The sequence below is a fragment of the Nocardia sp. NPDC003963 genome, from assembly GCF_053605105.1.
In genome coordinates this window covers 1,689,677-1,703,754 of the sequence record NZ_JBSGIP010000001.1, presented here as the reverse complement: position 1 = coordinate 1,703,754, position 14,078 = coordinate 1,689,677, and the positions used below count along the sequence as shown (strand labels likewise).

The window sequence follows — 14,078 nt, the reverse complement described above, 5'->3', positions numbered from 1 at the left end:
GCGGCAGACGGCTTCGATCGAGCCGCGACCGGTGACCGGAATGTTCGGTCCGGAGACGCGGCGCGCGCAGCGTAGCGAGAGGAAGCGATGAAGGGAATCGCGAGCTGCCACGCCGACCGCAAGGCAATGCCGGTAGGCGCAGCATCGGAGCCGGACTCCTTGTTCCCGGCAAGGGACGATCTGCTGGCGGCTATTCGTGGCGACCACATCGGGCATCATCCGCTGGCCAGGATCGCTCACCAGCTGGGCCGGTCGCACCACCGACATCTGCGGGAGCCGGCCCGCGCCGGGCGGCACCGGCGGATCGAGCTGGCGCGCGAGGCCGACCGATGGGTGGCCGAACGTATGCCCCCACCGCATCCGGCTGCGAGCCTGCACGCGGAGTCGATAGGTACGGTGATCGACCGACTGGCGCAGCAGCAGGTCCGCGCCTACCACCTGCTGATGACCATGGGAGCGGGGGAGTCCGTCGTCCATGCGGCGTGGTACCGGCTCGCCGAGCTGATCGACGACTACACCGACCTGGTCACAGCGGTTGCCGACCGAGCTCGTTACCTGCCGAATACGCCGATCGCGTAGCCGCCGGCGGCCCACCGCTTCGATCGGATTTCCTGATATCGGCTCACGAGAATTCCGCAACCGGAGATCGAATTCGAATGGTGCCGGGAGTGCAAAGCAAAAACGTCCGATTTCGGGGTCTTCCCGGTACGTGAGAAACATTCGTTATCGGCCATGGAACTGAAGTGCGATGTGCCCGGTGCCCGGGTATGCGGTGTCCGGTCGCCTGTGCCCGGAGCCGGATCGGACATCGAGAATCGGGCGTAGTGATTGTGACGCAGACAGGTAGAATATGCATTCGACCTCTTCACCTCGACTACTCTCTGGTGCTGTGTTGGCAGGACGTATCTCTGGTCCGGGGCCGCCACGCGGAGCCCCGAGCGATTTCGTGGGTCGTGACGAGGAACTGGAAAAGATCGGAATGGCATTGCTGGGCGGGACACGCCTGGTGACGTTGATCGGGAGCGGTGGTATCGGGAAGACCCGGCTGGCGACCGAGGCTGTCCACCGGTTCCACAAGGCACGTCGGATCCCGGTGTATTGGGTTCGATTGGCAGTGTTACCTCGGGATGCCGACGTGGCGGCGGTCGAGGAACAGGTAGCGGCCTCGTTGATCGAGGCTGATTTCTCCGGAAGGTCCGCCTGGGACGCGGTGGTGGATACGCTGGGCAGCCGAGGCGCTCCTGGACGAGCACGGCAGGCGATTCTCGTGATGGACAATTGCGAGCATGTGCTCGTCGGCGCGAGCCGGGTGATCGCCGACCTGCTGGACGCGGTCCCCGGGCTCACTGTGCTGGCCACCAGCCGGGAGGCGATCGGGTGGGGGGACGAGTATCTGGTACCGGTGACCGCACTGTCGCGGGATCAGGCTCTGGCTCTGTTTCGCGTTCGTGCAGGTTTGGTGGGGTACACGCTCGCCGATGACGAAGCCGTCTCGGCGGCGGCGATCTGCCGGCATGTACACGATCACCCGCTCTTCATTCGGCTCGCCGCCGCACGGCTGTCGCGGCGACCGCTGCCGATGATCCTCAGCGACCTCAGCGGGGAGCGGGCGGACCGACGGCTGCGCTGGCAGCACGGTCCGCGAGTCGGCGTGGATACTCGGCATCGGAGCATTCGTGACGTCATCGCCTGGTCCTACGATCTCTGCCGCGACAAGGAGCGGTTGCTTTTCGATCGTCTGTCGGTCTTCGCGGCCGGCTACGACGCAGATTCCGAGGGCGCCGATGCGTCGGGCCAGGACATCGGTGCCGAACTGGAGGCGATCGAAGTGGTCTGCGCCGACGACGACCCCGTGAGTACGGCGAACGGGCTGCCCCGGGCCGAGGTCGAAGGTCTGCTGGAGCGGCTGGTGGATCAATCGCTGGTGTCGGTTCACGTGACCGCGACCACCGTGCGCTATTCCCTGCCGGAGACCATTCGAGTCTTCGCCCAGCAACGTCTGGGCGGGGACAGCGAGGAATCCCGGCGGTTGGAGTGCAGGCACCGGCGCTATTACCGCGATAAGGTCGCCGCGGTCAGAGCGGGTTGGTTCGGCCCCGACGAGCACGAGGTACTGAACTGGGCGCGAGCGGCCTGGGGCAATCTGCTGTGTGCTGTGGAAGGCAGCATCGGCACGCGGGGAGAAGCCGCGGTCGGATTGGAGATCGCGGCGGGGCTCATCGCGCTGCGCATTCCGTTCTTCACCGGGTCTCTGCGGGAATCGCGCCGGTGGGCCGAGAGTGCTCTCGCCGCCAGCCGGAATCTCGAACCCCAGCCGGTATTGCTACAGGTCGAGTCGATGTCTTTGATTGCATGGGTCAGTTTGTGCCAAGGGCTGCATCACGATGCCGGCCAGATGCTCGACGAGTGCGTCGCGCTCTGCGTGTCCGAACCCGAGGTCCGGTCCAGGTGGCGAGAGCAGCCCGGTCGCGATCTGGGTTTGCCCGCAGAGGTCGAGTTCGCCAGAGGTGCGGAGCTGATGTTGGTGTACCGCGATATCCGCGCGATCGCGGTACTGGCCCGGTCGCGGGAGCGATTCGCCGCTGAAGGAGATGCCGGCGGTGCGGCGATGAGTGAGCTGTTCGAGGCTCTGTCGGCCGCCTTTTTCGGCAGTCGTGAACAGGCGCTGGAGATCTGCCGTCGCCATCTGGACAACGCGGAGCGCTCCGGGGCCAGATGGGCGGCCTCCTGGGCAAATCTGGCCTGGGCTATCGCCCTGAGCAAGCACGGTGACCCGAATGAAGCACTGACTGTGGGGCGGAGCACCCTCTCCAGACAGCTCGCAATGCGCGATCGTTGGGGGGTGGTGTGGGCTGTCCACATTCAAGCCTGGATTCTGGCTCGCCTGATCGACGCACCGAACGGCGAAGAATCCGGGAACAACGAGGCACGGGCTTGCGATATTGCGCGCTTGCTCGGTGGAAGTGCCACGCTCCGTGGCGATCTCGGTGTCGATATCGCCAATCTCGGCCCGTTCGCCGTCGAGACCGACCGCGCAGCGCAGATCGCCCGTTCGGTACTGGGTGGTGCGGCTTTCGAAGAGGCGGAGCGCGACGGCGCGCTGCGGCGGCCGGAACTCGGCGAGGTCGTGCAATTGGCGCTGGGTAATTCGTCGATGGGCCGGCTGCCGGTCGAACATCCTGTGCGGCAACGCCGTCGGTCACCGTGGGAGGACCTGTCGACGGCCGAACAGGAAGTGGCCGTACTCGCCGCGGCCGGCTGGACGAATACGGCTATCGCCGCCCGCCGGGGAAGCTCGTTCAAAACCGTCGACGCGCAAATGGCCTCTGTCTTACAGAAACTGATGATCGACAGCAGGGAGGGCATCCGTTCCCTCGTACCCCTCGACCGCCACGACCAGCTGACCGAGGAATCTGCGCGTCGACCACCACGCAACCGGCCTGATCGGCGTCGGCGATGAAACCGGCGAAGCGCGACAGTCGCTGTCGTAGCGTCGCGCGGATTTCGTAACTGCCGCCGATGAGTGACGTAGGTGCAGCGGTCCAGCGTTGCGGGATGATCGGGCCGCGGCTGTCTCGGTGGATTCGGTAGGTCTCGCTTCCCGTTCGACGAGTGCGATCCGTGCCGGCGCGAACCGGAATGATTGTTCAGGGTTCGTAGCGTCCGACGGCCGGATACAGTTCCCAGATCTATGCTTCATCATCCGGGAGGAGAGCTCCCGACGCCGATGGCTTCGGTATGTCTCCCACCCGCTCGACCGAGAGAGATGCGCGGTCCAGGGCGTGTTCCCATACGACCTGCTCCGTGCGGCTCACGTATACATCGCGCCGCAGCTGCTCCTGATTCTGCAGAGCGTCGGCGAAGCGTTGTCCGAGGGTGGAGCCGGGTGCGGCGGCGCTGCTCGAGATGACCACTATGGGTCGGTCCTCCTCTGCTGAGACGAGTTTGCGAATATCGTGGTCGTTCGACACGATCTTGGCGAACATTTCCGGCGAGATCGTCATGACCGAGCCGCCCGGACCGGTGTCGTTGTGGATCGCGGACGGGGAAACATCCGCATTGATATAGAAAACTTCCAGCTCGGGGTCGGAATCGGCGTGAAGTACTATCGGTCGCCGTGGCCGCCATGCCGGAATAGCGTCATGGAAATCTTTGATCTCTCGTCCGGAGCGGGCGTGGGTGTTGTGCAATGCGAAATCAGGGTGGAATCTCACTCTCCTGAAGAACGCGGCCTGTCCGCGGGTCGAGGGGAAGGAGACGCCGGTCAGCACCTCTGTTGCTCGGCCGGTGGCATCGAATTGTTTACTGTGCAGGATTTCCCTTCCGACATCGCCGGTCCACAGGGAGAGCTCGACACCGCGCGCGACATCCCGCGCCACGATGGGCTCCCCGGCGATCGGTGGAGGCGACGCCGCGGATCGCCCCCAGTACTCGGACTCTGTCCACCGTGTACCTCCTGCCGATCGGCCGTCGGCTCGGAGGAAGTCGTCAGTCGCTCGTACGAGCCTTGCACGTGTTCCGCGAACGACGTCCTCGGCGATGAAATGGCTGAATTTCCCGGTGGCATCGATCAGCGGTTTTCCGAGAAGCAGGCCGACCTCCGTCGGTAAATCGAACCCGCCGAGCAATCTTGCCATCGTAGGAGCACTATCCTCTCGCCACCGACGCCCAGCAGCGGAGCTGAGGCCCGACCTGAACCGCTGCCCCGCCCGAACGGCGAGACAGGAGCCCATCGACCACTATTCGCGGATAGGTAGATCGAGCGCATCCGTAGCCGGTTCCGATCGGCGCGCGGTACAGCACCGCGGGCGCACGGAAAGCGAATGGCCCGCCCTCCCGGCCCCGGGCCACCAAATTGCCTGCGGGATCGGTGTCGGGTACGGCGTTACTCAGCGCTCCTCGCCTGATGCTTCTCGCGATCGCTACCGGAAAGGTAGTGCGGCGCCGTGCCGCCGCGTTCGCCCGCTGCTCGGTCGGCATCAGCGGAACCCGACCTTCCGTTGCGCCGGGTGAATGATTCGGTGCTGCCGGTCGGACAGGGAATAGGACTGCGGAAGGCGCGGGTGAAGAATTGGACCGATCAGCACTTGCTGCTGATGCGCGCTACCTACCTAGGCGACGATTCTGGAGGTAGCGACGGGCGAGACACCCCCTATCAACTGCGTCGGCTCGTCGAAGGTGATAGCGACCTCGCAGTCCACAGCGTCGTGGCTGTTTCGGGCAACGGCGCCCCAGAGGTCGCGATTGTCGATCGGACATCGCTGTTACGAGTGCCGGGCTCACCTGTGCGGGCGAGTCGCGGTGAATGCATCCCTTTCACTGCCGGAGGAATCTTCTCCGCAGTCGTCGATCCGGAACTGGTTTGTCATGACTTTACTCATGCCCCTTGCCTATGGCTATCTGCGTGATGACCTGATCGGTGATCTCGACGCCGGTATCGCAGAGAACGTATTGCGCACCGCCGCCGGGATGTTGGGATACGAACTCGGGACGGTGTTCCACGAACCGCCGTGTCGGAGTGGAGTCCTTCCGCCGGTCTTCGTCGATCTGGTCCAGGAATGCAGGCGGGCGGCCTCGCATATGGTCCTCACTCTTCCCGGGCATATATCCGTTTCGGACAGCTCCGTGTGCAGCAGGATATTGCGAGCGGCTCTGAACGCGCGCGCGGAGGCGATCGTCCACGAGGTGAGGCACTGACGATCTCACGACCGAGTGCTCATGGTGCTGGTGAATCCGGGTCGGCGGATCGCGGCGAAGACGTGGTTCCGGTCGTCCTCGGGGGCGATCCCGGCGTCAGCGGGCGTGATCAGCCGCATGGTGCGGACAGCGCTCCCGACTACACAGCCGTGCCTCACCACAGGTTCAGAAAGGTCCGGACGTCGTCGTACCCATCCATTGCCCGCCCGTCCACGTCGGATGGATCGGCCTCGGCGCGCGCCGCCAGCAACTTCACCAGGGCGAGGGCATCATCGCTGAGTCGCCCGAAACGCCGAGCGGTATGTCCCAGGCACAGGCCGGCCAGTCCCAGTAGCGGACTACCCGGCGCAGCCCGAGTCCCGACCTGGACGCACCAGTGTTCGACGAACTCCACATCGTCGTCGTGCAACGCGCTTCCGACCAGTACACCGGCGGCCTCGGCCTCTGCCTCGCGCTCACGCAAGGCCCGCTCCAGCGTCTCGACCACGGTCTCGTGCGGCAGCGCGGGGGGATTCTCGAAATGGAGATGCGAGTGCACCGCACGAGGGTACGTGCCTCGTGCGCTGTCTACGCGGCCCTGGTCGAAAGTCGGCGAGGCGCGGGTACATGTTCGCGCCGACCTGTCATCCCCGGTCTCGTCTTCCGTCGATGATCACACCCGCGGCCGCTTCGAGAGGTTTGACGATCGTCGTGAAGTCGGCGTCCGGGCCCTGAGAGTCGACGGTTGCCTCCCAGAGCCGGGCGACCGTCTCCGCGAGCTCGGTGGGAGTGTCGAGCTGCGCGGCCTCCCGCAGATAGAGTCGCACGTCTTTCGTCATCAGTCCGGTGGCGAAACCGAAGTCGAAGCTACGCGGCAGGACCGCGCGGGGGAACTTGTCGCGGCTCGCGTGGGTCGCTCCTGATCCGGCGTTGAGTACGTCGATCATCACCGTGGGGTCCAGGCCGGCCTTCACTCCCATGACCATTGCTTCGGCGGTCGCGGCCAGTGTCGCCGCGGCCATCAGATTGTTGACCAGCTTCATGGTCTGGCCCGCGCCGGGCTCGGCCGAGAGGAAGAACGGCCGGCCCAGTGCTTCGAGTACAGGTGCGGTGTGCGCGAATTCGTCGGCCGGGCCGGAGGCCATGATGGCGAGCGTGCCGTTGCGCGCCCCTGTGACACCGCCGCTGACCGGGCAGTCGAGCACGGCGATACCGCGATCGGTCAGCGCGGCCGAGAGCTGCCGGGCGGTATGCGTGCCGATCGTGGACAGTTCGACGAGTCGGCGCACTCGTGCTCCGTGGACGATGCCCGCCGGTCCGGTGGCGACCTCCAGCGAAGCCTGCGGCGACGGCAGGCTCGCCAGCACTGTCTCGGCGCGGTCGGCCACCGCCGTGGGGGAGACGGCGGGCTCGGCGCCGAGCGCGACCGCGCGGTCGACCGATTCGGGCCGGGCGTCGAACACCACGAGTCGATGGCCGGTTTCCAGCAGACGTGCGGCCATCGGAAAGCCCATATTGCCCAGGCCGATCAATCCGAGTTCCATGGTGCCCACCTAGCCGTTGTCCACGTCGGCGAATGCCTCCCGGGCTATCCGGAAACCATCGACGGCGGCCGGGACACCGGCATAGACAGCGACCTGCAGCAGCACCTCGCGGATCTCGTCACGGGTGACGCCGTTGTTGAGCGCCCCTCTGACGTGGGTGCGGAACTCGTTCGGCCGGTTGAGCGCGGAGATCATCGCCAGGTTGAGCATCGAACGGATCTTCGGTGACAGACCGTCGCGGCCCCAGACCGCTCCCCAGCAGTACTCGGTGACGAGATCCTGGAGCGGCGCGGAGAAGTCGTCGCCCGCGGCGTGGCGGATATAGTCCTCGCCGAGTACCTCCGCGCGTATTCGGCGCCCCCTGTCGTAGGTGTCCTGGTCCATGGATATTCTCCGTTCCCGTTCGCGGGCGGTGAACCCGCCGGCATTATTTCCAGGCCTCGTCACCGGCGAGGGTGGTGCGGTGCATGGTCCGCTCGGAGGCCGGATCGTAGGGCAGTGCCCGATGCAGCATCCCGGTGTTGTCCCAGATCACCAGGTCGCCGACCGACCATTCGTGGGTGTAGCGGAATCGTTCCCGGGTGGACCATTCGAGGAGTTCGTCGAGCAACTCGCGGCTGCTGTCCGGGTCCATGCCGACGATATGGTCGGCAGTGGCGCCGATGACCAGCGAACGCCGCCCGTCGCGACGTTCCCACACCAGCGCGCTCTCGCGGGGCGCGATCCGCCGCCATCGGGCGAGTTGTTCGTCGCTGGGATCCGGGTTGACGGCACGCTGCGCGGCCTCCAGGCTGTGGACCACGCGAAGGTCGGCACAGCGTTTGCGTTCGTGCTCGGGCAGGTTCTCGTAGGCCGCGTAGGTGCTGGCGAATTCGGTGCCACCGCCGACCATCGCCACATGACGAGCGGTGAGCATCGTCGACTTCGCGGGTATCCGGTTGGTGGTGTCGTCGATATGCCAGCAGAAGGTTCCCCTGAGATATTCGGCAGTGGGGTTCTTCGCCGGATCCAGCGAAACGGTGAAGATCTCCCTGCCGCCGGGAGCCAGCACCGTACCCAGTTTCCGGCTGAGCTGCAGCTGGGTGTGGTCGTCGAGATGGGCGCCGCGCACCAGCAGTACCCCGCGCCACTTGATCGCCTCCTGGATCCGGGCGATGGTGGCGTCGGCGAGCAAGTCGTCGAAATCGACCAGCTCGGCACCGGATTCAGGGCTCAGTGCGATTGTCTCTGTCATCGGAAGGTCTCCCTTACACTCTGTTTTCGCCGCGTGTTTCCGCGGTCGCGGTACGTCGGGTCGACGCGCCGAGGACGGGCGGCCCGGACCATCAGAGCTGCACCACAACGGTTTTGGTGGCCGTCACGGCGTCGAGGGCCGCAATACCCTTCTCCCGCCCGTAACCCGATTTCCGGAATCCGCCGAACGGCAGTTCGACACCTCCGCCGGCTCCGTAGGTGTTGATGTAGACCTGTCCGGCGACCAACTCGGCCGCCAGGCGGTGCGCGCGTGAGAGATCTCTGGTCCACACCGCCGCCAGCAGTGCGTACTCCGTCCCGTTGGCGAGGTCGAGCGCCTGGTCTTCATCCGTGAATGTGTTGACGGTGAGGACCGGTCCGAAGATCTCCTCCTGGGCGATGGTCGCTGCCGGATCGACGCCATCGATGAGAGTCGGCGGGTAGTACGCGCCCTCGGTCATGGGTCCGTCGGTAGGAGTGGTACCGCCGCAGAGGATCTCTCCCTCGGTGAGCCCCGCTACCATCGTGGCCACCCTGGTCTGCTGTTTACGGGAGATCAGCGGTCCTATATCGGGATCGTCCCGGCCCGGTCCGAGAGTCACCCGGGCGAACCGTTCGAGTACCTTCTCCAGCAGCGCGTCGTGGACGGGTTCTGCCACGAGCAACCGCGAACCCGCCGAGCAGGTCTGTCCGGCGTTCTGCAGGATGGCCTTGGTGACGAAATCGGCCGCGGTGTCCAGGTCGGCGTCGGCGAAGACGATCTGCGCGGACTTTCCGCCGAGTTCCAGCACGGTCGGTACCACGCGTTCGGCGGCGGCATGGGCTACTTCCGATCCGATACGGGCGGATCCGACGAATCCCAGGAAGTCGATACCGGAATGGGCGGCCAGTGCGGCACCGGCTTCTGATCCGATCCCCGTGACGACATTGAAGACGCCGGCGGGCAGACCGGATTCGACAGCGAGTCGCGCGAGTTCGACTGCCGTTCGGGGGGTTTCGTCGGCGGGTTTGGCCACCGCGGCGTTGCCCGTCGCGATCGCGGGTGCCACCGCCCGCGAGATCAGCTGGATCGGGTAGTTCCATGCCACGATATGCCCGGTCACGCCCAGGGGTTCGCGGCGGGTATAGACGTGTAGGTCGTTGCGCAGCGGGATGGTCTGTCCGTAGTAGCTGTCTATCGCGTGCGCGTAGAAACGGAAGTAGCGCGCGGCGACGGTGACATCCGCGCGCGCCTGGCTCGCGGGTTTCCCGGTGTCCTCGCTTTCGTACCGGGCGAGATTCTCGTGGTGTGCGTCGATGGCGTCGGCTATCCGATCCAGTACGAGTGCTCGCTGTTCGGGCGACGTGGTGCGCCATTCGCGCTGCGCTCGCCGGGCCGCGGTGACCGCCCGGTCCACCTCGTCCGCTCCGCCCCGCGCGACCGGACCCAGGGACCGAGTGGTCGACGGATCGATGTTGTCGTACACATCGGCAGCGGGCACCGCGGTCCCGTCGATGAACGATGTGGTAGCGGACATGGGAATTCACCTCGCGACTCTGCGCTCCGGCCGGGCGATCTGCGCGGCCGGTCCGGCGCCGAGCTCCTACAATAAGTAGCCGGTATCGTATATTTATGTCAAGGTCCGGCCCGGTCCGGCCGGCTCGCGGACCGGTTGGATTCGGCCGGTCGGCGTCAGCCGAGGGGATTGCGCTCGACGAGCTGGCGGGCGATCACGGTGCGCTGCACCTCGTTCGTACCTTCCCCGACGAGCATCAGCGGTGCGTCGCGGAAGTACCGCTCCACATCGAATTCGGTGGAATAGCCGTAACCGCCGTGGATCCGGACCGCGTTCAGGGCTATCTCCATCGCGGTCTCGGACGCGAACAGCTTGGCCATTCCCGCTTCCATATCCGCCCGCGCGCCGGAGTCGTAGCACCGGGCGGCATAGTGCACCAGCTGGCGGGCAGCGGTGAGTGTGGTGGCCATATCGGCCAGATAGTTGCCGATCGACTGATGCTTCCAGATGGGCGTGCCGAAGGCCGACCGTTCCTGCGCGTACCGAATCGAGTCCTGCAGGGCCGCGCGTCCGACTCCGAGGGCTCGGGAAGCCACCTGTATCCGGCCGATTTCCAGCCCGCGCATCATCTGGCCGAACCCTCGCCCTTCGACCCCGCCGAGTAATGCGCCGGTGGGCACTCGGAGATCGTCGAAGACCAGTTCGCAGCTCTCGACACCCTTGTAGCCGAGTTTGGGCAGGTCGCGCGAGACCGTGAATCCGGGTCCGGGTTCTACGAGCAGGATGCTGATGCCGCGATGGGCGGGTGCGGCCGCCGGATCCGTTTTGCACAGCAGGGCCACCAGGCCGGACCGGCGCGCATTGCTGATCCAGGTCTTCGATCCGGTCACGCGATAGGTATCGCCCGCGCGCCGGGCCACGGTGCGCACGGCCTGCAGATCCGAGCCGCCGCCGGGTTCGGTCAATGCCATCGTCGCCCGGAGTTCACCGGTCGCCATACGTGGCAGATAGCGGTCGCGCTGCTCGGGGGTTCCGTAATCCAGCAGTAGTTTCGCCACGACCGTATGGCCGCCCATCGCGCCGGCCAGGCTCATCCAGCCCCGGGAGAGCTCCTCGGTGACCGCGGAGTAGCACACCGTGGATACGCTGCCCTCGCCCCAGGGCGGCGGTATCGCCAAACCGTAGATCCCGATCCGCTTCATCTGCTCGATCAGGAGTTCCGGGTAGGTGTCGGCATGTTCGAGCCGGCGGGCCACCGGCCTGACTTCACGGTCGACGAAATCCGCTACTACGGCGACGAATCCGGCCTCGACCTCGTCGATCTCATCGGCCTTCACGGCATCTCCTTGCCATTCGCTCGCCGGTCGGTGTGCCCGGGAGCGCGTCGGTGTTCCGCTATCGATGTGATCCGCCCCGGGGTGGTGCGGGCGAGAGCGTACGTCGCCTCCGGGCTGCCCATCCGGCGCAGCAGATCTTCCGCCGGGGATGCGCCGGCGGGGGTGGGTTCGCGGGGTGGGTACCACCGCACGGCGCCGGTGCGGAAGTCTTCCGTGGGCCGGACGATATCGACCTCGCCGCCCACGGCGCATACGGCCTGATACTTGAAGTAGCGGGCCGCGTGACTGAGCCGGTGCGTGGTGGAATTCGTTCGGCCCGCGACCTGCCCGGTGTGCGGCTGCCCCCAGATCGAGACCTCGGTCGGTCCGTGGTCGATGCATTCCTGGACTCTGCCGCGCAGCCGGCTTTCGGTGGCCAGCAACGCCGCCGAGATCGCCAGCGCATGCGGCGTCGGCCCCGGTCGCTGTGTCAGCGCGGATTCCAGATCCACCGCGCCCGCGCCCAGGATCCGGGCCGGTCGCGGATCGCCGAGATCGCCGGCCACCACCACGACATCCCAACCGGCCATCGAGCGATCGAACATCCAGCCGCCGACGGCACTCACCGCGTCGTCCATGCTGGTCCCGAGTACGGCCAGGCGCAGCCGCAGGCCGTTTCGTGCGCGCCGGCGGGCCCGCGCGATCTCGGCGATCTTCTCCGTATTCCTCGGTCTCGGCGGGAATATCGATGTGGGTGTGGTCATGGTCCTCCCTCGTCGCGGAGCGGCCGGATCGCCGGGCGAGTTCGACGGTAAGGCACGATGTGCATTAAATATACGAACTCGTGTATTTAACTATAGGTCCGCGACGGCGGGGATGTGACCGTTTTCGGGTGACTGCTCAGCGGGGCGCGGCGCCTCTGAGGAACAGCCGGACGGCATGCTGGAGGTGACGCTCCTCCTGCTGCTTCGAGCGGAAGAATCCGAAGTCCGCCATCCGGCCCGGGACCAACTCCACCATGGCGAGGAAATGCTCGGCGGCCAATTCGATATCGTCGACGTCGACGGTGCCCTCGGTCGTGCCGCGGCGCAGCACCCTCACGACTGCCCGCTGCCGCCCCGACCACATCATCGAGTCCGCGGTGATCGCGAATTCCGGAAACCGGGCCGATTCGTTCATCGCGATCCGCATCAGCCGCACGGTGTCCGGGTCCAGTGCGCGTGCGAGGGCTACCCGGCCGATCGCGATCAGTGCTTCCGCCAGGTCCGTGTGGTCGTCGATCGAGGGTGTGTCGTCGGAGCTCTCGTACTTCGACAGGGCCCACGGGATGACATCGGCGAACACGGCGCGTTTATCGGGGTAGCGCGCGTACAGCGAGCGTTTCGTGATCCCGGCCGTCCGGGCGATGGCCTCCATTGTCGCGCCGTCGTAGCCGGACTCCAGGAAGGTGGCGACCGCGGCCTCGCGCACCGCCAGGTTCAGCTTCTTCGCCTCGGCCTGGGTGGGGCGGCCGCGCCTCGTCGTCGTCATATGGGCAACCTACTGTCCCTCGCGGAGATAATATCCGGACAAGTATACTTTTCGAGGTGCGCGGTCGGTCCCGCCGACTCGTTCCCGCATATTCTGCACCTCCCGGATCGGAGAACCGATGACGATTCCGCCCATCATCGATCGGACAGAGTCCGGTGGCTCGCGGCCCACGGCCCGCGAGATCATTGCCGGATCGGATCTGACCGGGCGTACCTGTGTGGTCACAGGTGCGTCGTCCGGGCTCGGCCGCGAATCCGCCGATGCCCTCGCCCGGGCCGGTGCCCACGTGATCCTGGCGGCCCGGCGGCGCGACGCTGCCGACGAAGCCGCGGCGGCGATTCAGCGGGACGTGCCTGCGGCGCTCCTGTCCACGGTCTGCCTGGATCTGGCCTCGCTGGCCGGTGTCCGGGCGGCCGCCGCGCGTATCGCCGAACTCGCACCCGCCGTACATGTGCTCATGAACAACGCCGGAGTGATGTTCACGCCGTTCGACCGGACCGCCGACGGCTTCGAATTGCAATTCGGCACCAACCATCTCGGCCACTTCGAACTGACCCGGTTGCTGCTCGACCGGCTGTGCGCGGCGGAGGGGGCCCGGGTCGTCAACCTCGCCTCGGAAGGGCATCGGATCGCCGATGTCGACCTCGCCGATCCACACTGGGAGAAACGGGACTACGACAAGTTCCGGGCGTACGGGGCGTCCAAGACGGCGAACATCCTGCACGCCGTCGAACTCGACCGCCGGCTGCGCGACAGCGGAGTCCGTGCCTATGCGGTGCACCCGGGCCGGGTCGCGACCCGGCTGGCCCGCCATATGACTCGTGCGGATATCGCCGCCGTTCCCGCCGCTCGGGCCGGAACTCCGCGGGGATCCGCGCCGGATCGCGCGGTACGCACGCCGCAGGAAGGCGCGGCGACTCAGGTGTGGGCGGCCGTCTGTCCGGAGCCGCTCGGTCTCGACCGTGTCTATCTCGCGGACTGCGCGGCCGCGCCGGATGTGGCGGAGTACGCGGTGGCCGCCGACCGGGCGGTGCAGTTGTGGGAGCTGTCCGAGCGGTTGTGCGGGTAGCGGGTTCGGCCCCGGTATGCCGCTGTCTATCCGGAAGTGGCTGGTACCAGCGGTTTCGAAGTTCTTTTGGCCGTTTCCTCACAACCCGACTCTAGGTAGAATATGCTTCTACCTAGAACGCGATTGTGAATCTTCTTACTAAGAATTCGATTCTCATACCGGTCGCGTCAGCCCGCATCAGACCAAGAATCGCGAGCCAGGCACCCCGCGGGTG

General features: G+C 66.2%; 13 protein-coding genes. 4 read left to right on the top strand and 9 right to left on the bottom strand.

Annotated features, from left to right (window positions below; all coding sequences use genetic code 11):
• Window positions 1–87: 87 nt before the first annotated feature.
• Window positions 88–579, top strand: a complete 492-nt coding sequence (locus ACWEWT_RS08000; RefSeq protein ID WP_452557368.1) for a DUF4254 domain-containing protein — start codon at window positions 88–90, stop codon at window positions 577–579.
• A 367-nt stretch (window positions 580–946) separates the two neighbouring features.
• A complete protein-coding gene (locus tag ACWEWT_RS07995) occupies window positions 947–3,460 on the top strand; it encodes a helix-turn-helix transcriptional regulator (protein ID WP_452557366.1) in 2,514 nt (837 codons plus the stop codon).
• 229 nt (window positions 3,461–3,689) lie between these two features.
• On the opposite strand, the gene ACWEWT_RS07990 is transcribed toward ACWEWT_RS07995, so the two are convergent.
• A complete protein-coding gene (locus ACWEWT_RS07990) occupies window positions 3,690–4,637 on the bottom strand; it encodes a hypothetical protein (protein WP_452557364.1) in 948 nt (315 codons plus the stop codon).
• Between the two features lie 664 nt (window positions 4,638–5,301).
• Between ACWEWT_RS07990 and ACWEWT_RS07985 the strand changes: the two genes are divergently transcribed.
• Entirely contained in the window at window positions 5,302–5,697 is a 396-nt protein-coding gene (locus ACWEWT_RS07985; protein WP_452557362.1) for a hypothetical protein, read from the top strand.
• A gap of 154 nt (window positions 5,698–5,851) precedes the next feature.
• Here ACWEWT_RS07985 and ACWEWT_RS07980 read toward each other — a convergent pair whose 3' ends face one another.
• The 8 genes from ACWEWT_RS07980 to ACWEWT_RS07945 all read right to left on the bottom strand — a co-directional run bounded on the left by ACWEWT_RS07980 (window position 5,852) and on the right by ACWEWT_RS07945 (window position 12,795).
• Window positions 5,852–6,235, bottom strand: a complete 384-nt coding sequence (locus ACWEWT_RS07980; protein WP_452557360.1) for a hypothetical protein — start codon at window positions 6,233–6,235, stop codon at window positions 5,852–5,854.
• Window positions 6,236–6,320: 85 nt separating this feature from the next.
• Entirely contained in the window at window positions 6,321–7,220 is a 900-nt protein-coding gene (locus tag ACWEWT_RS07975) for an NAD(P)-dependent oxidoreductase (RefSeq protein ID WP_452557358.1), read from the bottom strand.
• Window positions 7,221–7,229: 9 nt separating this feature from the next.
• Window positions 7,230–7,604 carry a carboxymuconolactone decarboxylase family protein gene (locus tag ACWEWT_RS07970; RefSeq protein ID WP_452557356.1) on the bottom strand — a complete coding sequence of 125 codons (375 nt, stop codon included), beginning with the start codon at window positions 7,602–7,604 and terminating at the stop codon, window positions 7,230–7,232.
• A 43-nt stretch (window positions 7,605–7,647) separates the two neighbouring features.
• Window positions 7,648–8,454 carry a TauD/TfdA dioxygenase family protein gene (locus tag ACWEWT_RS07965; protein ID WP_452557354.1) on the bottom strand — a complete coding sequence of 269 codons (807 nt, stop codon included), beginning with the start codon at window positions 8,452–8,454 and terminating at the stop codon, window positions 7,648–7,650.
• A 91-nt stretch (window positions 8,455–8,545) separates the two neighbouring features.
• Window positions 8,546–9,970, bottom strand: a complete 1,425-nt coding sequence (locus tag ACWEWT_RS07960) for an aldehyde dehydrogenase family protein (protein ID WP_452557352.1) — start codon at window positions 9,968–9,970, stop codon at window positions 8,546–8,548.
• Window positions 9,971–10,125: 155 nt separating this feature from the next.
• Complete coding sequence (locus ACWEWT_RS07955; RefSeq protein WP_452557350.1) at window positions 10,126–11,286, bottom strand: acyl-CoA dehydrogenase family protein; 1,161 nt, start codon at window positions 11,284–11,286, stop codon at window positions 10,126–10,128.
• Window positions 11,283–12,029 carry a hypothetical protein gene (locus ACWEWT_RS07950; protein ID WP_452557348.1) on the bottom strand — a complete coding sequence of 249 codons (747 nt, stop codon included), beginning with the start codon at window positions 12,027–12,029 and terminating at the stop codon, window positions 11,283–11,285. Before ACWEWT_RS07950 ends, ACWEWT_RS07955 begins: the two co-directional genes overlap by 4 nt.
• Before the next feature lie 136 nt (window positions 12,030–12,165).
• Entirely contained in the window at window positions 12,166–12,795 is a 630-nt protein-coding gene (locus ACWEWT_RS07945) for a TetR/AcrR family transcriptional regulator (RefSeq protein ID WP_452557346.1), read from the bottom strand.
• A gap of 118 nt (window positions 12,796–12,913) precedes the next feature.
• Here ACWEWT_RS07945 and ACWEWT_RS07940 point away from each other — a divergent pair, with 118 nt between their 5' ends.
• On the top strand, window positions 12,914–13,864 hold the full coding sequence (locus ACWEWT_RS07940; protein ID WP_452557344.1) for an SDR family NAD(P)-dependent oxidoreductase: 951 nt from the start codon (window positions 12,914–12,916) through the stop codon (window positions 13,862–13,864).
• Window positions 13,865–14,078 lie beyond the last annotated feature (214 nt).

Coding starts and splice junctions, on each gene's coding strand:
- ACWEWT_RS07975 (WP_452557358.1), bottom strand. CDS start 7,220: ATGGAACTCGGATTGATCGGCCTGGGCAATATGGGCTTTCCGATGGCC.
- ACWEWT_RS07970 (WP_452557356.1), bottom strand. CDS start 7,604: ATGGACCAGGACACCTACGACAGGGGGCGCCGAATACGCGCGGAGGTA.
- ACWEWT_RS08000 (WP_452557368.1), top strand. CDS start 88: ATGAAGGGAATCGCGAGCTGCCACGCCGACCGCAAGGCAATGCCGGTA.
- ACWEWT_RS07965 (WP_452557354.1), bottom strand. CDS start 8,454: ATGACAGAGACAATCGCACTGAGCCCTGAATCCGGTGCCGAGCTGGTC.
- ACWEWT_RS07990 (WP_452557364.1), bottom strand. CDS start 4,637: ATGGCAAGATTGCTCGGCGGGTTCGATTTACCGACGGAGGTCGGCCTG.
- ACWEWT_RS07940 (WP_452557344.1), top strand. CDS start 12,914: ATGACGATTCCGCCCATCATCGATCGGACAGAGTCCGGTGGCTCGCGG.
- ACWEWT_RS07960 (WP_452557352.1), bottom strand. CDS start 9,970: ATGTCCGCTACCACATCGTTCATCGACGGGACCGCGGTGCCCGCTGCC.
- ACWEWT_RS07950 (WP_452557348.1), bottom strand. CDS start 12,029: ATGACCACACCCACATCGATATTCCCGCCGAGACCGAGGAATACGGAG.
- ACWEWT_RS07945 (WP_452557346.1), bottom strand. CDS start 12,795: ATGACGACGACGAGGCGCGGCCGCCCCACCCAGGCCGAGGCGAAGAAG.